At 68.5% G+C, this 19438-nt stretch carries 19 protein-coding genes; 10 read left to right on the top strand and 9 right to left on the bottom strand.

Annotated elements, in window-relative coordinates:
* The first annotated feature begins 16 nt into the window (after nt 1–16).
* The 6 genes from ACZ60Q_RS33575 (at nt 17) to ACZ60Q_RS33550 (ending at nt 7911) form a co-directional block, all read left to right on the top strand.
* Complete coding sequence (locus ACZ60Q_RS33575) at nt 17–1273, top strand: AMP-binding protein (protein ID WP_469641351.1); 1257 nt, start codon at nt 17–19, stop codon at nt 1271–1273.
* Between the two features lie 44 nt (nt 1274–1317).
* Nucleotides 1318–2466, top strand: coding sequence for a pyruvate dehydrogenase (acetyl-transferring) E1 component subunit alpha (gene pdhA, locus ACZ60Q_RS33570; protein WP_469641350.1), 1149 nt, complete (start codon nt 1318–1320; stop codon nt 2464–2466).
* Nucleotides 2467–2468: 2 nt separating this feature from the next.
* Nucleotides 2469–3449, top strand: a complete 981-nt coding sequence (locus tag ACZ60Q_RS33565) for an alpha-ketoacid dehydrogenase subunit beta (RefSeq protein ID WP_469641349.1) — start codon at nt 2469–2471, stop codon at nt 3447–3449.
* 11 nt (nt 3450–3460) lie between these two features.
* Entirely contained in the window at nt 3461–4765 is a 1305-nt protein-coding gene (locus ACZ60Q_RS33560) for a dihydrolipoamide acetyltransferase family protein (RefSeq protein WP_469641348.1), read from the top strand.
* 205 nt (nt 4766–4970) lie between these two features.
* Nucleotides 4971–6824 (top strand): 2-oxoacid:acceptor oxidoreductase subunit alpha, encoded by a 1854-nt coding sequence (locus ACZ60Q_RS33555; RefSeq protein ID WP_469641373.1) that lies wholly within the window; start codon nt 4971–4973, stop codon nt 6822–6824.
* Entirely contained in the window at nt 6817–7911 is a 1095-nt protein-coding gene (locus ACZ60Q_RS33550; protein ID WP_469641347.1) for a 2-oxoacid:ferredoxin oxidoreductase subunit beta, read from the top strand. Before ACZ60Q_RS33555 ends, ACZ60Q_RS33550 begins: the two co-directional genes overlap by 8 nt.
* A 431-nt stretch (nt 7912–8342) precedes the next feature.
* Here the strand turns inward: ACZ60Q_RS33550 and ACZ60Q_RS33545 are convergent, their stop codons facing one another.
* The 5 genes from ACZ60Q_RS33545 to ACZ60Q_RS33525 all read right to left on the bottom strand — a co-directional run bounded on the left by ACZ60Q_RS33545 (nt 8343) and on the right by ACZ60Q_RS33525 (nt 12559).
* Nucleotides 8343–8543, bottom strand: a complete 201-nt coding sequence (locus ACZ60Q_RS33545; protein ID WP_469641346.1) for a hypothetical protein — start codon at nt 8541–8543, stop codon at nt 8343–8345.
* A 205-nt stretch (nt 8544–8748) separates the two neighbouring features.
* Nucleotides 8749–8916, bottom strand: a complete 168-nt coding sequence (locus tag ACZ60Q_RS33540) for a hypothetical protein (protein ID WP_469641345.1) — start codon at nt 8914–8916, stop codon at nt 8749–8751.
* 52 nt (nt 8917–8968) lie between these two features.
* Entirely contained in the window at nt 8969–9370 is a 402-nt protein-coding gene (locus ACZ60Q_RS33535) for a hypothetical protein (protein ID WP_469641344.1), read from the bottom strand.
* Nucleotides 9371–9833: 463 nt separating this feature from the next.
* Entirely contained in the window at nt 9834–11630 is a 1797-nt protein-coding gene (locus ACZ60Q_RS33530; protein ID WP_469641343.1) for a hypothetical protein, read from the bottom strand.
* Nucleotides 11627–12559: a hypothetical protein gene (locus ACZ60Q_RS33525; RefSeq protein ID WP_469641342.1), complete on the bottom strand. Its 933-nt coding sequence runs from the start codon at nt 12557–12559 to the stop codon at nt 11627–11629. Before ACZ60Q_RS33525 ends, ACZ60Q_RS33530 begins: the two co-directional genes overlap by 4 nt.
* Before the next feature lie 72 nt (nt 12560–12631).
* Between ACZ60Q_RS33525 and ACZ60Q_RS33520 the strand changes: the two genes are divergently transcribed.
* The gene (locus ACZ60Q_RS33520; protein WP_469641341.1) at nt 12632–12949 is read left to right on the top strand and encodes a helix-turn-helix domain-containing protein; all 318 of its coding nucleotides are present in this window, start codon (nt 12632–12634) and stop codon (nt 12947–12949) included.
* A 199-nt stretch (nt 12950–13148) separates the two neighbouring features.
* Here the strand turns inward: ACZ60Q_RS33520 and ACZ60Q_RS33515 are convergent, their stop codons facing one another.
* Nucleotides 13149–13694 carry a hypothetical protein gene (locus tag ACZ60Q_RS33515; protein ID WP_469641340.1) on the bottom strand — a complete coding sequence of 182 codons (546 nt, stop codon included), beginning with the start codon at nt 13692–13694 and terminating at the stop codon, nt 13149–13151.
* A gap of 217 nt (nt 13695–13911) precedes the next feature.
* On the opposite strand from ACZ60Q_RS33515, the gene ACZ60Q_RS33510 reads away from it, so the two are divergent.
* Nucleotides 13912–14748: a S1 RNA-binding domain-containing protein gene (locus tag ACZ60Q_RS33510; protein WP_469641339.1), complete on the top strand. Its 837-nt coding sequence runs from the start codon at nt 13912–13914 to the stop codon at nt 14746–14748.
* Between the two features lie 535 nt (nt 14749–15283).
* Nucleotides 15284–15940, top strand: coding sequence for a YdcF family protein (locus tag ACZ60Q_RS33505; RefSeq protein ID WP_469641338.1), 657 nt, complete (start codon nt 15284–15286; stop codon nt 15938–15940).
* 44 nt (nt 15941–15984) lie between these two features.
* On the opposite strand, the gene ACZ60Q_RS33500 is transcribed toward ACZ60Q_RS33505, so the two are convergent.
* Nucleotides 15985–16578: a DUF2867 domain-containing protein gene (locus tag ACZ60Q_RS33500; protein WP_469641337.1), complete on the bottom strand. Its 594-nt coding sequence runs from the start codon at nt 16576–16578 to the stop codon at nt 15985–15987.
* A gap of 96 nt (nt 16579–16674) precedes the next feature.
* On the opposite strand from ACZ60Q_RS33500, the gene ACZ60Q_RS33495 reads away from it, so the two are divergent.
* Complete coding sequence (locus ACZ60Q_RS33495) at nt 16675–17235, top strand: TetR/AcrR family transcriptional regulator (RefSeq protein ID WP_469641336.1); 561 nt, start codon at nt 16675–16677, stop codon at nt 17233–17235.
* Between the two features lie 295 nt (nt 17236–17530).
* Here ACZ60Q_RS33495 and ACZ60Q_RS33490 read toward each other — a convergent pair whose 3' ends face one another.
* Both ACZ60Q_RS33490 and ACZ60Q_RS33485 read right to left on the bottom strand, forming a co-directional pair.
* Nucleotides 17531–18646: a CU044_5270 family protein gene (locus ACZ60Q_RS33490; protein ID WP_469641335.1), complete on the bottom strand. Its 1116-nt coding sequence runs from the start codon at nt 18644–18646 to the stop codon at nt 17531–17533.
* A complete protein-coding gene (locus tag ACZ60Q_RS33485) occupies nt 18643–19281 on the bottom strand; it encodes an RNA polymerase sigma factor (protein WP_469641334.1) in 639 nt (212 codons plus the stop codon). The genes ACZ60Q_RS33490 and ACZ60Q_RS33485 overlap by 4 nt, the downstream gene beginning before the upstream one ends.
* Nucleotides 19282–19438 lie beyond the last annotated feature (157 nt).

The raw sequence follows: 19438 nt of genomic DNA, 5'->3' as shown, positions 1-19438 counted from the left end.
AACCGATGGGGGGACAGTGATCACCGACCGAACGACGGCCAGCCGTCGTCCCGCCGACCTGACGGTGAGGGAACCCGAGCCGACGGCTCTCACCCTCGACCAGGTCTTCGCAGCGACCGCACACCGGCACCCGACGAGGATCGCGGTGCAGGACGGCTGGAGCCAGTTGACATATGCCCAGACCGACCATCAGGCCACCCGTCTGGCATCGGCCCTGGTACGCGGTGGCGTCCAGCTCGGCGACCCGCTGGTCGTCCACTGCGAGAACTACCGGCACGCCCTCGTGGCGCAGCTGGCAGTTCTGAAGGCAGGCGGAGTGTGCGTACCGGCTCCCCACCCGCCCTACAGCGGCGGACTCCCCGCAGCCGCCCGGCGGGCCACGGCGCGAGCGGTCCTGTGCAGCCGTTCCACGTACGACGAGGCCGTGCGCGGCATTCCCTCGCTCGCGTTGGACGACCCGGCCACCTGGCGGAAGATCGCTTCGGCGCCTGTGGAGCCGACGCTTCCCCGGTCCGCCCCGGAGGAGGCTGCGTACCTCCTGCTCGGCGGAAACGGCGACGCCACCGGACACGCCCGGCTGATCGACCACCGATCCTGGCTCCGTTCGGCGGCCGACCGGCACCGCCGCACCGGCGTGGCGCCGCGCACCGTGACCATCGATGAACCACCCATGTCCCCAGTGGCACTGGCTGCGGCATGGTGGGCATTCTCCGGGGCCGGAACGCTCCACACCGCGCCGTGGCAGGAGGACGGGAAATGGCCCCTGGCCGGAGGGCGTGAAAGCGCCGCCGTACTCACTCCGGCCCGCTACGCCCGCCATCTCGCGGCCACGACCTCCGTCCGGAGCGCCATCCCGCCGCAGAGCTCCGCTTCGGACCCCGCAACCGTCGTGCTCATCGGGGGCCCCAGCTCACGGGACCTCGTTGCCCGGCACTTCCGGGCCCGCCCCGGCACCCGACTGTGGGCGGAGTTCGCGCCGGCCGAAGGTGCTGTGCCCTGGACGGCACAGGAGCTCTTCCTCTCCGACGCGGACCGGCCGTACCCCCTCGGCGTAGGAAGCCCCGTGCCGCCTGTGCTGCTGGGGGTCCTGGGACCCGGCGGAGAGACCCTCCCGCGGGGTAGAAGCGGCGAACTGGTCGCCACCAGCGCCTCCCGGCTGCCCGAGGACGTCCACCACTCGGGCTGGTACGGGTGCTGGTCGCCCGAGAACACCCTGGACCTCACACGACGGCGGCCGCACCCAGACGCCGCGGAGCCGAGCCGGACGGCATGACCCGCCTCGGGCGGACCTGCCAACTACGCTGAAATGGAAGTGATGTGACCGTGCCCGGAGCCGAGCGATCCCAAGCGACGGACTTCTCCCACGCACTGAGCGCTTTTACGTCGCGGGCGGAAGAGCCCGGACCGATCCAACTGCTGACACCAGGGGGCACACTCGTCCACCATCCGGACGCCACACCCGGCTACAACCCGGTACGGCTGCGCGCGCTCTATCGGGACATGGTGATGTCCCGCAGCATCGATACCGAGGCCACGGCACTCCAACGACAGGGAGAGCTGGGCCTGTGGCCACCGCTGGCCGGCCAGGAGGCGTCACAGGTCGGATCGGCCCATGCGCTCAGGGCCGACGACTACGCCTTTCCCAGCTACCGCGAGCACGGCGTCGCCTGGTGCCGGGGAGTCGACCCGGTGGATGTCATCAGGCTCTACCGCGGCGTCACCAATGGCGGGTGGGATCCACGGGAGAAGAACTTCCACCTGTACACGCTGGTCGTCGGATCTCATGCCCTGCATGCCACCGGCTACGCGATGGGCCTGGCCAAGAAGGGTTCCGACGCTGCTGTCATCGCCTACTTCGGCGACGGTGCCACCAGCGAGGGCGATGTCGCTGAGGCATTCACCTTTGCCGCGGTGTATGACGCGCCGGTCGTGTTCTTCTGCCAGAACAACCAGTGGGCCATCTCCGAACCCGTGGAGCGGCAGATGCGCGGACCGCTGTACCGGCGCGCCCACGGCTTCGGCTTCCCCGGAGTCCAGGTCGACGGGAATGATGTGTTGGCCGTCTACGCGGTGACCCAGGCCGCGCTGGAACACGTACGCACCGGCAACGGACCCTTCTTTATCGAGGCGTCGACCTATCGGATGGGAGCCCACACCACCTCGGACGATCCGACCCGCTACCGGCGCGCCGCCGAATTGGACGAGTGGCGGGCCAAGGACCCCATCGACCGGGTCCGGACCCATCTCGTCAACGAGGGCCACGCCACACAGGGATTCCTCGATGGCGTCGACACCGAAGCTGCCGAACTCGTCTACCGCATCCGTCAGCAGGTCCGCACCATGCCGAACCCGGACCGTACGGAGGTGTTCAGTCACGTGTACGCCGACGGACACATGCTCGTGGACGAGGAGCGCGCGCAGTTCGTCGCGTACCAGGAGTCCTTTGCCGATGAGGAGGCCAAGTAAGCATGCCCACGGATAAGATGACACTGGCGAAGGCGCTCAACGAATCCCTGCGCAAAGCCCTGGAGGACGATTCCAAGGTCCTCGTGATGGGGGAGGACGTCGGGCGGCTCGGCGGAGTGTTCCGGGTGACCGACGGCCTGCAGAAGGACTTCAGCGAGGAACGTGTCATGGATTCGCCGCTGGCCGAGTCAGGAATCGTCGGGACGGCGATCGGGCTGGCATTGAGCGGCTACCGGCCGGTGGTGGAGATTCAGTTCGACGGGTTCGTCTTTCCGGCCTACGACCAGATCGTCACTCAGCTCGCGAAGCTGCACGCCCGCTCGCGGGGAATGCTTTCCGTACCAGTGGTGATCCGAATTCCGTACGGTGGCGGAATCGGCGCCGTCGAGCACCACAGTGATTCCCCGGAGGCTCTGTTCGCGCACGTGGCCGGCCTGAAGGTGGTGTCGCCGTCGAATGCCTCGGACGCATATTGGATGCTGCAGCAGGCTATTCGGGGCAACGACCCGGTGATCTTCTTCGAGCCGAAGAGGCGGTACTGGGACACGGCCGAGGTCGACCGCACGGTGCCTCCTGCGCCCCTGCACCGGGCGAGCGTCGTACGCGAGGGGACGGATGCGACCCTCGTCGCCTACGGGCCGATGGTGAAGGTGTGTCTGGAAGCTGCGGACGCGGCGGCAGAGGAAGGCAACTCCATCGAGGTGATCGACCTGAGGTCGATGTCACCGGTGGACTTCGACACGGTGCAGGCGTCGGTGGAGAAGACACGCCGCTTGGTCGTCGCGCATGAGGCGCCGGTGTTCTTCGGCGCGGGTGCGGAGATCGTCGCACACATAACCATGCGGTGCTTCTACCACCTGGAGGCGCCAGTCCTCCGCGTCGGCGGCTACCACGCGCCGTACCCGCCGGCGCGACTAGAGGAGGAGTACCTGCCCAGCCTGGACCGGGTGCTGGACGCTGTTGACCGCTCGCTGGGATATTGAGGAACCACGCAATGACTGACACAGCCACCCGCTTACGTGAGTTCAGGATGCCCGACGTGGGCGAGGGCCTGACGGAGGCGGAAATCCTCAAGTGGTACGTCCAGCCGGGCGACCCGGTAGCCGATGGCCAGATCGTCTGCGAGATCGAGACGGCCAAGGCGGTGGTGGAGCTGCCCGTCCCGTTCGAAGGCCTCGTGCACGAGCTGTTGTTCGGTGAAGGGGAGACGGTAGGCGTGGGCCAAGTGATCATCTCGGTCGGCGTGGCGGAACCGGCGGCTGCCCCGCCCACCCGGGCCGGGCTGTCGGAACGGCGCCCGGTCCTCGTCGGATACGGTGTCGCACAGGGCTCGGCGAAGAGGCGGCCCCGCAAACCAGTGACGGACGGCGTTGTCCTGGTTCATGGACGCGCGCTAGCGAAGCCGCCGGTCCGCAAGCTGGCCAAGGACCTCGGTGTGGATCTGGCTGCTGTGGTGCCGTCGGGTCCCGGCGGCGTCGTCACCCGCGACGATGTTCACGCGGCGGCTATGCCGGCCTCCGTTTCCGGGCCCGTGGCCGCCCTGAACGCAGAGCCGGTGTCTCAACCGGTGTCGACTGAGTCCCCTTCGGTGCCCGAGGGCCGTGAGACCCGGACCCAGGTCAAGGGAGTACGCAAAGCCACCGCTGCGGCGGTTACTGCCTCCGCATTCACCGCGCCGCACGTCACGGAATTCGTGTCGGTCGACGTGACGCGCACGATGAAACTGGTGGCGGAGCTCAAGCAGTATCCGGAAATGTCCGGGAGCCGGGTCACGCCGCTTCTCCTCGTGGCCAGGGCGCTTCTCGTGGCGATCGGTAGGAACCCTGAGATCAACGCCACCTGGGACGAGACCGCGCAGCAGATCGCGCAGAAGCATTACGTCAATCTCGGCATTGCCGCCGCCACGCCGCGCGGACTGATCGTGCCGAACATCAAGGACGCCCATGCGATGTCGCTACCACAACTGGCTCAGAGCATCTCGGAGCTGGTGTCAACGGCACGTGAAGGGAGAACTTCCCCCGCTGCGCTGCAAGACGGCTCGATCACTCTCACCAACATCGGCGTTTTCGGAATTGACACCGGTACTCCGATTCTCAATCCGGGGGAGGCCGCAATCCTTGCGATCGGTGCCGTCAACCTCCGGCCGTGGGTCCACAAGGGGCGCATTAGGCCCCGTCAGGTAGTCACGCTCGCGCTTTCCTTCGATCATCGACTGGTCGACGGTGAGCTGGGTTCCAAGGTTCTTGCGGACATTGCGGCGGTTCTCGAACGACCCAAGCGATTGATCACATGGGGCTGATGCTCGTACAGCACTCGGGGTGAGCCGCTGGATCAAGGACTTTCCAGGGGAAATGCAGAGCCCTTGCAGGCAGCTTCCGCAGACTGTGTTTCCCCCTCCCGTGACAGGGTTGGCCCCCAACGGTTCCCCCGGTTGGGGGCCAACCCGCCTTCCTGTCACACCGCAGCGATGAAATTGGGAGCGTTCTGTGTTGGTCGACACTTCGATGAAGACGGTGAAGCGCGTTGATCGGGTCGTTATCCGTTTCGCGGGTGACTCGGGTGACGGGATGCAGCTCACGGGTGACCGGTTCACCTCGGAGACGGCCTCCTTCGGGAACGATCTCTCCACCCTGCCGAACTTCCCGGCCGAGATCCGGGCCCCCGCAGGCACCCTGCCAGGGGTTTCCTCCTTCCAGCTGCACTTCGCCGATCATGACATCCTCACCCCCGGCGACGCCCCCAACGTCCTGGTCGCGATGAACCCCGCCGCCCTGAAGGCGAACATCGACGACGTGCCGCGCGGTGCCGAAATCATTGTCAACACCGATGAGTTCACCAAGCGCCCGATGGCGAAGGTCGGGTATGCGACCAGTCCGCTGGAGGACGGGTCGCTGGAGGCGTACAACGTCCACCCGGTGCCGCTGACGACCCTGACGATCGAGGCGCTCAAGGAGTTCGGACTCTCCCGCAAGGAGGCCGAGCGGTCGAAGAACATGTTCGCGCTCGGGCTGCTGTCGTGGATGTACCACCGGCCGACCGAGGGGACGGAGACGTTCCTGCGGCAGAAGTTTGCGAAGAAGCCGCAGATCGCCGAGGCGAATGTGGCCGCCTTCCGGGCCGGGTGGAATTTCGGCGAGACGACCGAGGACTTCGCCGTCAGTTATGAGGTCGCCCCGGCCTCCCAGGCGTTCCCCACCGGCACCTACCGCAACATCTCGGGGAACCTGGCCCTCTCCTACGGCCTGATCGCCGCCGGGCAGCTGGCGGACCTGCCGCTCTACCTGGGCTCGTACCCGATCACCCCGGCCTCCGACATCCTGCACGAGCTGTCCAAGCACAAGAACTTCGGCGTGCGCACCTTCCAGGCCGAGGACGAGATCGCCGGGATCGGGGCGGCGCTGGGTGCCGCGTTCGGCGGGGCGCTGGGCGTGACCACGACCTCGGGGCCGGGTGTGGCGCTGAAGTCGGAGACGATCGGGCTCGCGGTCTCCCTGGAGCTGCCGCTGCTGATCATCGACATCCAGCGCGGCGGGCCCTCCACCGGCCTGCCGACCAAGACCGAGCAGGCCGACCTGCTCCAGGCGATGTACGGCAGGAACGGCGAGGCCCCGGTGCCGATCGTGGCTCCGCAGACGCCGGCGGACTGCTTCGACGCCGCGATCGACGCGGCCCGGATCGCCCTGACGTACCGGACCCCGGTCTTCCTGCTCTCCGACGGCTATCTGGCCAACGGTTCCGAGCCCTGGCGCATCCCGGAGACGGCCGGCCTGCCCGACCTCACCACCCCCTTCGCCACCGGCCCGAACCACACCCTGGCCGACGGCACCGAGGTGTTCTGGCCCTACAAGCGCGACCCGCAGACCCTGGCCCGCCCCTGGGCCGTCCCCGGCACCCCCGGCCTCGAACACCGCATCGGCGGGATCGAGAAACAGGACGGCACCGGGAACATCTCCTACGATCCGGCCAACCACGACCTGATGGTCCGCACCCGCCAGGCGAAGGTCGACAACATCGCCGTCCCCGACCTCGTCGTCGACGACCCCGCCGGCGCCCGCACCCTGGTGCTCGGCTGGGGCTCGACGTACGGGCCGATCACCGCCGCCGTCCGCCGGCTGCGCGCCGCCGGGCAGCCCATCGCCCAGGCCCACCTGAGACACCTCAACCCCTTCCCGGGAAACCTCGGCGAGGTGCTGAAGGGTTACGACAAGGTCGTCGTCCCGGAGATGAACCTGGGCCAGCTCGCGCTGCTGCTGCGGGCTAGGTATCTGGTGGACGCCCACAGCTACAACCAGGTCAACGGAATGCCGTTCAAGGCCGAGCAGCTCGCCACGGCCCTCAAGGAGGCCATCGATGCCTGACACCCAGGAACTGCAGCACAACGAACTGCTGCAGCTGGTGCCCAAGGCCGAGGCGAAACAGTCCATGAAGGACTTCAAGTCCGACCAGGAAGTGCGCTGGTGCCCCGGCTGCGGCGACTACGCCGTCCTGGCCGCCGTCCAGGGGTTCATGCCGGAGCTGGGGCTGGCGAAGGAGAACATCGCCTTCGTCTCCGGCATCGGCTGCTCCTCCCGCTTCCCGTACTACATGAACACCTACGGGATGCACTCCATCCACGGCCGCGCCCCCTCCATCGCCACCGGGCTCGCCACCTCCCGCCGCGATCTCTCGGTCTGGGTGGTCACCGGTGACGGCGACGCGCTCTCCATCGGCGGCAACCACCTCATCCACGCCCTGCGCCGCAACGTCAACCTGAAGATCCTCCTCTTCAACAACCGGATCTACGGGCTGACCAAGGGCCAGTACAGCCCCACCTCCGAGATCGGGAAGATCACCAAGTCGACGCCGATGGGTTCGCTCGACGCCCCCTTCAACCCGGTGTCGCTGGCGATCGGGGCGGAGGCGACGTTCGTGGCGCGGACGGTCGACTCCGACCGCAAGCACCTCACCAGCGTGCTGCGCGCGGCCGCCGAGCACCCGGGCACGGCACTGGTGGAGATCTACCAGAACTGCAACATCTTCAACGACGGCGCTTTCGAGGCCCTGAAGGACAAGGAACAGGCCGCCGAGGCCGTCATCCGCCTCGAACACGGGCAGCCGATCCTCTTCGGCGCCGAGGGCACCAAGGGCGTGGTCCGTAACCAGGCCACCGGTGACCTGGAGGTCGTTGCCGTCACCGACGAGAACCGCTCCCAGGTCCTCGTCCACGACGCCCACGCCGACTCCCCCACCACGGCGTTCGCGCTGTCCCGCCTCGCCGACGCCGACACCCTGCACCACACCCCCATCGGGGTGCTGCGCAGCGTCCAGCGGCCGGTCTACGACACCCTGATGTCCGACCAGGTGGACGCCGCCGTGGAGCGCGACGGCAAGGGCGACCTCGGCGCACTCCTCGCCGGGGCCGACACCTGGACCGTATCCGGTCACGACGCCCGTGCGACGCCGTGATCGACCGGATACTCCCAATACCCGCAGAGTTGCGAGCCAGCCCGGCGCGGACGTACCAAACTGCCGAGCCAAAGCATGTGGTGGCCCGCCGTACGGCCCAGAGGCCTGGGGCCCCATCACGAGGCCGCGCCACGGGATCCGGCAGGCGGAGCCTGGTCTCCGGCAACTGTGTGTCTCCCACGCCACGTACGACCGCTGGCGGCGGCCGAGAAGAAGCCCCCTGGTTGGACATGCAAACAGGACGGGACCCTCACCTCGCCCGGCAGAGGAGCTTTCAGCCCGCTCGGCGGATCGGTGGAGACTCTGTGGTCGTCGGGTTCCCGGACTACCGGCCCCCGAGGTCTCCACCTGCATTCCGCCCGACTGCGACGCACATTGAGTTTACCTCCAGCGCTGCGCTCGGCCTCTCCCTGGGTGCATGGCTCTGGATTTCAAGGAACGAGTGACAACGTCCGGCATGTGCCATGGTCTATGCGTTCACGCTTGTCTTTGCCGTCGGCCGTAGGTACGACGACGCGGTCCCGCCAGTACGGGATCTGTGCCGCCTCCAGGACGGCGCAGAGGCCGTCCACTTGATCCGAGTCCTCACGGACGTAGGAGATGAAGACGTGTTTGCCCACTTCGTCGCTCATGCGTCGGATGAGTAGGTCTCAGGGCTGACACTGAGGGCGTCTAGGCCCGAAGCTGCAGGTGAACCGGCCCGCTATCGGGCGGCCGCGCGAAGATCGACGGTCGCTCTGCGCCCGATCCCCGCAGTGGTTGAAGATCCCTTGCCGCAAGGAACTCGCGTACAGGCCGGCGGTCGGCTCGCCGAGGAAGACGACCGCGGGGCGCCGATCAGGTCATGGCGAGGTTGAAGCGTAGCTCGACGGTGCCCGGCCGCTTCTCCTTCTTTGACAGGCGCTGCAGGACCGCCGTGAGGAGCGTGTTCTCCTCGGCGGCGCAGTGCGCAGGGAGCGCTGCGCCGAACTCCAGTACGCCCAGGCTTCCGCATCCTCTAACCACATTTACTGGAAGTGCCTCTGGAAGGCCCGCTGGGCACTCCGCCATTCCTGGCTCAGTCTAGAGTGATCGGCCCGTCCGGCAGCCAGCCGTCGAGGTACCCGTCCACGAGAGCCTTGACTGTTTCGACATCGGGACGCCCCAGCCAGAGCCCGAGCATGGCGCGAGGTGCCCACAAGGTGCTCCGTCCCGGGCCTTCGTCAACCGGTTGCGCGTCGACCCGGACGATGTAGAAGCGAGCCTCCGCTCGTGGTGCGAGACCTTCCGGCGCCGGAGCCCAGCGGCGCCCGGTGACGCTGCCGAGCCGGATCGGGTAGGAGGCGAGCAGATCTCCGCAGAGTTCGGCGACCGCGTTTCCGTACGTCTCGTCGAGCCGTGCACAGCGCTGGGGCAGCACCCACGTTCGGTTTCCGGAATGGCGAGGGAGCAGGGCGATCCTATGGGCGGAGTCGATCACGACGAGTTTTACGACGCGTCTGAAGCGGGGGGCGGGGAGGCTACGCATGAATAGAGCTTCACGTTCGGCTAATCAAGTAGCCACTTCTGCGAAGTGTAAGAGTGATGGACTTGTCATGCTCATATCTCTATGGGAAGCGAGTGGTGATGTCGCGGGAAGGGGGTGTCGAGGGCACCACATCGCCGCAGGTCAGATGCACTCGTGAACGCCCCACAACGCGACTGTTCTTGAGTTAGCTCGGGGATGGTTGACGGGATCCCGTCCGATCTTTTGATCGGGCGGGATTTTGTCGTTTCCGGGGGTTGTTCGAGGCGGTGTCCGAATGAGGGCGGTGCTCATGAACAGGGCCGGCCTGATGGTTCGGGGTGGTTCGGGTGCGTGGGGCGTTCGGGGGCTGTGGGTGGGCGTGAGTGATCCCGGTGTGTGGTGCTGGGGCGTCAGGTGGTCGTGTGGATCTCCGGTCTTATGGGGGAGGCAGTCCGGTTGTGTCGGGTTGCCGTGCTGCGGGTTCGGCTGCTGGGGCGGTCTCGTGAGCGGTGGCGGTCGCTGGGCTGCTGGGGGTCTGTTGCCAGGCGAAGAGGATGTGCAGGTTGATGCTGCAGATCATCAGCGCGAGCAGGATGGTCTGCGCGACGCGTCCGTGAGCGAGTCGTTTTGTTGGGTCGGAGATGTCGATGCCGTGGCTCTTGGCTCTGCCGTTGAGGCCCTCGATGTTCGCCCGCTCGGGCCGGTAGGCGTCCTGCCAGGTGGGGTGGAGGTAGTGCCGGTCCTGCCGGAACTTGTCCAGTTTGCCGAGGTCGCCGGGCCGGACGGTGACCGTGGGCTTCTGGCAGATTCGGGGCAGCTCCTTCTTCGGCAGGGGCCGCAGCCGTTCGGCCGGGGGGATCGGAACGGTGGGTTTCGCCGCGCTGTGGGCGGCGGTGGCCCGCTTGCTGGTGAGGTCGACCATGGCCGGCCGGGGTGCCGGGATGTGGTGGAGCTGGTTGAAGCGGGGGCAGGTCACGGCGGGCGAGGGCCCACTGGCTGGGCACTGGAGCCTGATCGCGCCCCGCTCGTCGGCGGATTCCTTGAGTTTGAGGAAGTACGGTTCGCGGGCGGCGATCCGGTCGCGGAGTTCGGTGCTGTCGTCGATGCCGCGTACGGCTTTGTCGTCGAGGCCGACGGTCGCATGGACCAGAGCGGTGGGCATGACGGGGCAGGCGAGGGATCCGTCGACGAGGAGGGCGCCTTGGTGGGTGCCCTGGAGGCCGCGGTTCTCCTTCTTGTAGTCGAGAACCAGCTGGTAGCCCAGACGGCGTGCGGGTGTCGCGAAACGGGCGGTGACCTGGTCGGTGTAGGCGCGGTCGGCCGCCAGCAGCCCTGCCGGGAAGCCGAAGGGGGCAAGCCGGGTGAGGCAGTGGATCACGTTCGGGCCGGTGCGCTTTCCCGGGGTGTCCAGGACCAGACCGAGGGCCAGCTGCGGATGCCGGCTGACGCGTTCACCGGCCTGCGGGTGTCCGTTGGGGTGCCGACGGCCGGCAGCGACCAGAAGGGTGGCGGAGTGCCCGAAGATCCCTTCCTCGGAGCCGCCGCAGTAGTGCCAGCCCGCGGTGATGTCGACCGAGGCCAGGCTCCGCCGTTGGCTGTGGGGGTGGTGCCAGGCGGGGACCGGGGTGGTGTCGGCGCCGATGTCGCCCCGCCATCCCTTGAACAGCCCCCGGCGGTGGGCGAGCCGGACGGTGACCAGCACCAGACGGTCGCTGACCTCCTGCAACAGCTCCCTCCGCCGCTGGTGCTCGGCGTCTGCGTCCTCCCAGGCCGCGGCCACCTCCGCGGCCTCATGGGCGGGCAGCCGGCGGCGCCGGTCGCATCGGCGGGGATCGAGAGCGGTCGTCAGCCGGTCGAAGGCCCGGTAGACGCGTCGGGAGAACGCGATCCTGGCGTGATCGTCGAACCGGCTGCCGTCCGGGACACCGAGCCAGGACCGTGCCGGAGCCCGCAGCTCATCGAGCAGCACCCGGCAGACATCCGCGAGACCGGCACTTCGGTGATAGTGCAGCGAGAGCAGGAGCCCCACCAGCACGGTCCTCATCGGGAGCCCTTTCGGGCCCGGCCGGCCCTCCAGCTCGGTGTCGATCAGCTCAAGGACTCCGGACTCGTGGAGAAGGGTGCTGAGCTGGCCGACCTTCGAGTCGGGGATCAGAGCCGGTGCGTCGGTGACCGGCCGGGGCCGGCATTGTTTGATCTTCTCCTGGCTCCGCCAGGCCCGGGGCTTGGTCACGGCTGTTCCGGCCCTCGCAGAAGGCGGGCCGCGGTCACCTCGTCCACGGGCGGCACCAGGTGCTGCCAGCGGGCCAGGGACGCGGCGGACGCGAGCCCGGCGGCCTGGGCGATCAGATGGTGATCGATATGGGCGCGCATCAGCTCGACGATCCACGTCGCCCGCAGCTGGCCCGCCGACACCGCGGGCAGATCGCCCGGCGGCCGGTGGAGCAGGGACCAGGAGCCGATCAGGTTCTTGGAATACACGACGGTCCGCCGCGGCCGGAACAAGTACCCGCCACCCGCCCGCTCCGCCAGGTCGCCCAGCACAGGGTCCCAGCCCGCCCGGGCGACCAGCGGAACCAGCCTCTTGACACCTTCGTGCAGCAGTGGCCCGTCCTGCCGCAGGCGCCGCAGATCCAGGCCACGGCTGGCGGCCACTTCCTTCGGCATGAGCCCCAGGCCCGCGCCCAGCCCCAGAAGCGCCAGAGCATCGGTCCTCTGCTGCCGGGGCAGATGCGCGGCCCAGTGCCGCAGACCCGCCAACTCTGCCGTGGTGTAGGGCTGATGCGGTTTCGCCTCCGCGTGCATCCGTGCCGGAGCGACCTCTGCGCGCTCGCTCCAGGCCAGCGCGTCCCGCACCCGCAACAGCCACGTCCGGTACGTCCGGACCGACGACGCTTCGATGTCCCCGGCCCGCGAGAGCACGAACGCGTCGATCACCTCATTGCGCAACCACGCGTCCGCGGAACGCTCGAGCCCCGCCGCCTCCGCCCACAGCGCCAGCCTGCCCGTGACGTGCAACAGCCTCTCCACGTCGTAGGGCACCGTGCTCACCGTGGCCGCGACCACCGACCTGACCAGCGGCGCGACCTCCACCCAGACCGGCGGCGCCGCCCTCGGGCGGTACCGGGTGATCTTCGCGGACGTGACGGGATCAAGGGCCACGGTCCATGCATACCGGCTGGACAAGCAGCCATTCCGCAACCGCACGACTTCAACAGAGAGGATGGTGCGCGCATGGTCGGCGGACGCGCCCGCGCACGCTCCCCCCGGGAACTCACCCAGGATCCGGAAGCCTGGCCCGAACAGCCCTGCACCGACACAGCTGCCGAAGCCGTCCGCCACATCGCCCGGACCCTCAGCCGGACCCTGGCCGACCACAACCTGAGCCTCCGTGCGGCCGCCGCCGGGGCCGGAGTCAACCGGCAGGCCATCGCCGACCTGCTCGCCGGACGGTCCTGGCCCGACATCGCCACCGTCGCCCGCCTCGCCCACTTCACCGGAACCGACCTGTGGCCCGACAGCACCAACACCGAACGGAAGAAAACGCATTGAGCCTCGATCCGTGCCCGGAAACGCCAACCGGCGACCGGACATGACGAAATTCGCGGCTCCGCGCACCGAGCGGAGAAAGCCTCTACTACGCTCGGAAACGCGCGAGCCACCTGGTAGGCGCTCACGCACCCGGCACCGCCGAGTCGATTGGTAGTCCCTCGGCGGTGCCACCTGAAATGCCGCGCGCTCGCGGCCGCGCTCAGGCCATGGCAGCCCCTTCGCCCTCGGTCCTGCCAGCGGCTGGGGCGATCGCGAACCAGGCCGTCGGGCCCTCGACTACCCGCCCCTCCCTGGCCAGCGCCTTCAGCCGGGACCGGGTCGTCTCCACCCTCCGCCCCTTCGAGGTATCAGACACGTCCTCACCGATCGCCGCGGCGATGTCCTGCACCTTCATCGCCCGCCCGGCGCCCGCCAGCAGCACCAGCATCCGTTCGCGGGCCACCGCCAACTCCAGTGGACCCGACGAGCCTGGCGGGCCACCCGAATCCGCGACATCGTCGGGCGGTGCTTCGGACATCGACGCATCCAAGGGATTCTCGCCGCCAGCTGATCCCTGCTCCTGCGACTGAGGTTCGTCGCTGTCATCGGCAGTATCGGCATGGCCTGTGAGGGAGCGCAGAGTTTCCCGTGTGATCGCCAGGTGGGCCAGACGCTCCTCCGCAGTCGCGATCTTCTCGCGAAGCGTGGACAACTCCGCGCGCACGAGGGCTTCTTCCGTGTCAAGACGCTCGAAGAGCGACGTCATCTCGGCCCCGCCTTCACCCAGCCGGCATCGGGGCCTCGCGGCACTGGAAGCCCCAGCCAAACGTAGGGTGAGCCGCAACAAGATCGCAGAGGGTGACCGCAGATGCTCCCAAACGACCACGCCCGCCCGCCGCGCGTCCGCACTCCTTCGCTAACAGACAACTCGCGCCCGCAATGGCCTTGCCACTGCACGGCCTCTGCGTCGTAGGGTCAGGAGCGTGACCGAACCCCACTCGAGCGAGGCATTGACGAGTTTCCTCAACACGCTGCGGGCCGGCGAAGTCCGCACCGGCCGCGTCACCAACATCGAGGACCGGGAGGTGCTTGTCGAACTGGACGGTTTTCCCGGCCCAGGGAGAGCGGTGGGCCGCATCCCCCGCGGCGATCTGACCCGCAAGGTGATCGGCCATCCCTCCGAAGCCGCGAGCATCGGGCAGCAACTCACCTTCGAAGTGATCGCCGTCGACTGGCAGCAGGAGTGCGTCTGGGCATCCGCTTCAGCGTGTGAGGACCCGGCTCTGCGAGCGTTCCTTCTTGGCCTTCGGCGCGGTGCAAAACACGAGGGGCAGGTGCAGAGCGTCCACAACTTCGGTGTCTTCGTGAACCTCGACGGCGAACCGGCCAACCAGTGCACCGGGTTCATCAGGGGCCCCGAACTGAGCTGGCGGCGGATCGACCATCCCGCAGACGCCGTTACGGCCGGCCAGCGGGTCATCGGCGAGATCATCGGCATAGACACCCGGCGTGGACAGGTTCAGCTATCGCTGAAAGCTCTTCAAGGGGACCCACTCGTACCCTTCGCCGACCAAGCAGGCATTGTCACGACCGGGCAGGTCACCAAGCTGATCCCGTTCGGAGCCTTCGTCCGCATCGCCGACGGCGTCGAGGGCCTCTTGCACAACACCGAGTTCTGTGAAGAGCCCGTCGAGCACCCCGGCCAGATGGTGAGCGAGGGCGACAAGATCACCGTACGGATCGTCGAGGTCGACCTCGCACGCCACCGCCTCACCCTGTCCGCCAGAAATCTGCCGCGAGACGGGAAACGATCCACCTGACAACGGGAAGCGATCTCCTGGTGCCCTGTATCGCACCAGGAGATCGCTACTCGTGAACACCTCACAACGCGACTGTTCTTGAGTTAGCTCGGGGATGGTTGACGGGATCCCGTCCGATCTTTTGATCGGGCGGGATTTCGTCGTTTCCGGGGGTTGTTCGATGTCTGTCCGGGGCGGTGGCCGGCCGGATGATGGGCGCGGAGGTGGTTCGGCCCGGGTCTTGTCGTGGTGCGGGCATGGCTGTGGGCCTCGGGGATCCGGGGCCGGTGGTGGTGCTGCTGTGCGGTTGTCCAGCGTGGTGGTCAGTGGGCTGGTGGTGGGTGCCGTCCGGTGTTGTGCGGGGCTGGGGTTCGGGTGCCGGCGGGACAGGTCCGGGGCTGGGCTCGTAGTCGATGTCAGTGAGGTGCTCACCGGTGCTTCTGAACAGCCAGGACTCGAGGATGTCCAGGTTCCCGATGCTGATCATGATGGAGATCAGGAGTGTCTGGGTGACCTGTCCGGGGGCTCGGGCCGGGCTGTACCTGCGCGGCCTGTTGTGGATCGTCTTCACTGGCGGGCCGAACCCGTCCGGGCCGGAGGCGTTCCCGCTGGGGGAGGCCGTGCGCTCGTCGAACGCGCCCTCTCTCTCGGGGTTCCGGAGGCCGCGATCCTACGGGAGCCGGACGCGCGCAGCACCGGGCAGAGCATCGCGTTCAGCAGGGAGGTTCTGGCCGAAGCCGGGGTCGAGGTTGCCTCGGTGCTGCTCGTCTCGATGCCCTACATGGAGCGGCGGGCGTATGCCGCCTGCCGGAAGCTCTGGCCGGAGGTGGACGTGGTGTGCACCTCCACCCCGGTCGACCCGCACGAGTACGTGAAATCCATCGGCGATGATCACCTGGTGATCGACAGCCTGGTGGGAGACCTCCAGCGGGTCGTCGAGTACCTGAAGCGGGGTTCGCTGTCGCCCAGGACGTACCCGGGAGTGTCCTCGACGCCTGCCGGAGGCTCGTTGAGGCCGGCTTCACCGGCCGCCTTCTCGCCTGACCGTGCGCAGTCGGCCCCCGGGCGGCAGTCTCCTTGGCTGCTGCGGCATGTGCCGAGCGCGTTCTCGGTCTCCGGCCCGGGCCGGCGCGGTGCCATGTCTGGGGGTGGTGTCGTCGATACGCCCGGCGGCCCAAGGGCTCGGTGGACCGGGCGGGCCGGCGGGAGTTGATGTCCCAGTCTCTGCCCGGCCCGGCCGGACCCTTGTGCCCCCGGTCAGTGCTTGGGGTGTTCGGGGGTGCTCGCCTGCCAATCGCGGCCGATGGAGCGGATCAGCGCGGGGTAGACGCCGAGGAGGCGGAAGGGCTTGATGGCTGCCATGTAGAAGGCGCCGAGGAGGCCGTTCGGCTTTACCAGGACGGCCATCTGGCCCCGGTAGCGGCCGGATCCGTCCGGTACCCAGCTGATGTGCATCACCGCGTGCACGGTCTTGTTGCTGATTTCGGCGGCCCATTCGTCACCTGTCCGGTAGAGCGGGATGAACGAGAGGGGGCCGAGGTCGGGCTGCGGGTCCTCGCGGAGGTCGACGGGCAGTCGGTCGCGAAGGGTGGGCAGGTCGGATTCGCTGTCGGGCTTGTCCCAGCCGAAGAGTGCTCCGAGCTTCCAGCGGGCGGCGAAGAGTGCGCGGATGATGGGGCCTTCTGCCGCCTTTCCGTTCTTCATGTTGTCGGTGAACTGGCTTACCAGCCGGGCGTGGTCGTCGGGTCCGCCGGGTGTGGGCAGGGCCCACACGTCCTCGACCGTGAAGTCCTCGGCGATTCCGTGGATCAGCCAGAGGCGGTCGGTGTGGGCGGTTCGGGGAAGTCGCACGGGTGGACCCCTATCTATACGATGGCGTATAGATCTAGCGTAGACCCATCTATACGGCCCCGTATATTCGGCAGGGGCGTTGAGGAGCCGAACACCATGGGAGCGACCCGTACACCCCGCGGCAAGTGGATCGAGGAAGGCCTGCGGGCACTGGTCGCCGGCGGCCCCGAAGCCGTTCGGATCGAGGCGCTGGCGCAGGCGCTCGGTGTCAGCAAGGGCGGCTTCTACGGGTACTTCCGCAACCGGGGTGCGCTGCTCACCGAGATTCTCGACACCTGGGAGTACGAGGTGGCCGAGGGCGTCATCGAGCAGGTGGAGAGCGGTGGGGGAGACGCCAGGGCCAGGCTGGACCGGCTGTTCGCCGTCGTCTCGGCCGCCGCCGACGGGCCGGTGCGGGGCCTCACCGCCGACATGGTGATCCGCGACTGGGCCCGCCGGGACGAGGGCGTCGCCGAGCGCCTGCGCCGCGTGGACAACCGGCGTATGGACTACCTGCGTTCGCTCTTCTCCTCCTTCTGCCCGGACCAGGACGAGGTCGAGGTCCGCAGCCTGCTCGTCCTGTCGCTGCGGATCGGCAACCACTTCAACGCGGCCGACAACGGCAGGCTCAGCCGCGTGGAAGTCATGGAGCTCATCAGGCAGCGCCTGATGAAGTAGCAGCCCCGACGCGGCGGTTCCCGGGGCCGGGCGCCAGATGAGGTCCGGGCTGTCGGCTGTGCAAAGCCGGGCGCGGCCCCGGTCCATCGTCCGCACGGGGAGCTGGAGGGGCGGAGAGGGGCGCGCGGGGTTCACGGCAGTACGGGGGCCGGGGAACGATGCGGCGAGTGCTTCCCTGCGGGGACCGGGGGACCCGGGGACCGGGGGTCGGCCGAGGTTGCGGGGGCCGGTGGCTGGCGCGCGCGTGCCGCCCGGAGCGGGCTCCGGGCGGCACGGCTGTTGTTGCGGGTTCGGGTCAGGCGGTCTTGCCGGCTGCGGTGGGGCGGTCCTTCTTGGCGTCGACGACGGCACGCTCCAGGACGGCGGTGCGCTCGGTGACCGTGCCGGGCTTGATGTTGTCGACCTCCTTGACCTGGACGGCGCGGCTGCCCAGGTAGGCGAAGGTGGTGCGGTCGAAGACGAGCTCGAAGCGCTCGCCGGACCGGTCGTCCACGCGGGCCAGGGCGAGGCCGTTGCGGCCGGCGGCGTCCTGGGAGTTCTGGACGACGACGACGCCGGGGATCTTGGCGGCGGCCCGGTAGAGCGCGGCGGCGCTGGTGGACGGCACGAGCTGCTCGTCGATGATCGACTTGATGGTCTGGAACGCCTCCTGGTCGGGGTGGCGGGGGCCGTCGACGGTCTTGTAGATCTCCTTCAGCAGGACGTCCGGGTCGGTGGACTGGGCCTTGATCCAGTTGTACGACAGCCGGAGGGCCTCGCCCGGGATGTCCTTGCCGTTCACGGGCTTGGAGTGGGGGTTGTCGTCGCCGAGGCCGATGCCGCCGTCGGGCTGGTAGCCGGGCTCGTTGAGCCAGCCGCCGAGAGAGTCGGGGGACTTCCAGATCTCACGCTCGTGCAGCGGCTGCACCTGGGTCTTGAACTCCCGGCTGTCCCCGTTCTGGGTCTGGGACACGAACGAGACGGTGCTCTTGATGTAGATGTACTGGCCGGGCCCCGGCTCCGGGGTCGGCCGGGTGCTCGCGGCGGAGGCGATCTGCCGGACGGTCGCGACGAGCTGGATGTCGCTGCCGGCCTCGATGGCCACGACGGGCGCTGCCACGGTGGCCGGCCCCCTGCGTTGCGAGCCGACGCCGTTGTCCAGCGCGCTGACGGCGACGATGGCGGTGAGCGCGGCTGCGGTGACCGGGATGCCGATCAGCATGATGCGCCGGGCCGGCCGCTTCGGGGCAGCGGGGGCGGGGGCGGGGGCGGCTGAGGGAGTGCGGATCTCGTTCAACAGGTACTCCTCGAAAAGCAGCTGGCGGTCGTGCGCCATCTGGACGGCTGACGGTGCCGGCAGCAGCCGGGCGAGCTCCTCGTGGTCCAGCTCCGTGTCCAGGGGCTCGGTCCGCTTCCAGAACTTGCGGGTCATCCGTACGTCTCCTCGTGCGACTCGTACGACCGGGCCGCGCGAGTGCGGCCAACCTGTACTTGTCCGGGGCGCGGAAGCGGTTCCCGGTTCTTCTTCAGCTCTTGTTCGGCGAGTTTGCGCAGTCGCGTGCGGGCACGTGACAGGCGCGAACGCACGGTACCGATGGGTACGTCCAGCGCGGCGGCGGCCTCGGCGTACCCCAGCCCGGACCAGACGCAGAGGGTGAACACCTCGCGCTCGGTGCGGCGGAGCTGCTTCAACGCCCGGTGTGCGGCAGTGAGTTGGTCGGCGTCGGCCAGGCGTCCGACGAGTTCGTCGGAGAAGTCCGGGATGCTGTCGCGGGCGGGGATGCGCCCGAGGGCCGCCTGGTGGCGGCGGGCGGCACGACGGGTGTTGCGCAGCACGTTGACGGCGATGCCCATGAGCCACGGGCGCGGGCCGGCCTCGTGGTCAAGGAGCCGGTCACGCAGCCGCCAGGCCTCCAGGAAGGTCAGCGAGACGACGTCTTCGGCGAGGTCCCGGTCGCCGCCCACACGGACGGCGTACCGATGGACCAAGGAGGCATGGTCGCGGAAGAGTTCCCTGAACGCTTCGGGGTCTCCCGCGCGTATTCGGGCTTGCAGTGAGTAGTCCACGAAATGCCTTGTCCGCCGCCGGTGCCCGGTTCCGGTGATCTGGATCACGCCGGCGCCGAGGGTCGGCGGCTCCCCCGTACGCCACGACTGCCGCGGTCGGGGCACTGCCTTCAAGCGGAACTGTATCGACCGCTTCTGCCGCCCGGGCCCGCCCGCA

It is taken from the genome of Streptomyces sp. NPDC104313 (assembly GCF_055583985.1).
This window is presented reverse-complemented; position numbering and strand designations above follow the sequence as displayed.

Coding starts and splice junctions, on each gene's coding strand:
- ACZ60Q_RS33555 (WP_469641373.1), top strand. CDS start 4,971: ATGAAGACGGTGAAGCGCGTTGATCGGGTCGTTATCCGTTTCGCGGGT.
- ACZ60Q_RS33560 (WP_469641348.1), top strand. CDS start 3,461: ATGACTGACACAGCCACCCGCTTACGTGAGTTCAGGATGCCCGACGTG.
- ACZ60Q_RS33520 (WP_469641341.1), top strand. CDS start 12,632: ATGGTCGGCGGACGCGCCCGCGCACGCTCCCCCCGGGAACTCACCCAG.
- ACZ60Q_RS33550 (WP_469641347.1), top strand. CDS start 6,817: ATGCCTGACACCCAGGAACTGCAGCACAACGAACTGCTGCAGCTGGTG.
- ACZ60Q_RS33565 (WP_469641349.1), top strand. CDS start 2,469: ATGCCCACGGATAAGATGACACTGGCGAAGGCGCTCAACGAATCCCTG.
- ACZ60Q_RS33515 (WP_469641340.1), bottom strand. CDS start 13,694: ATGACGTCGCTCTTCGAGCGTCTTGACACGGAAGAAGCCCTCGTGCGC.
- ACZ60Q_RS33490 (WP_469641335.1), bottom strand. CDS start 18,646: ATGACCCGCAAGTTCTGGAAGCGGACCGAGCCCCTGGACACGGAGCTG.
- ACZ60Q_RS33495 (WP_469641336.1), top strand. CDS start 16,675: ATGGGAGCGACCCGTACACCCCGCGGCAAGTGGATCGAGGAAGGCCTG.
- ACZ60Q_RS33545 (WP_469641346.1), bottom strand. CDS start 8,543: ATGAGCGACGAAGTGGGCAAACACGTCTTCATCTCCTACGTCCGTGAG.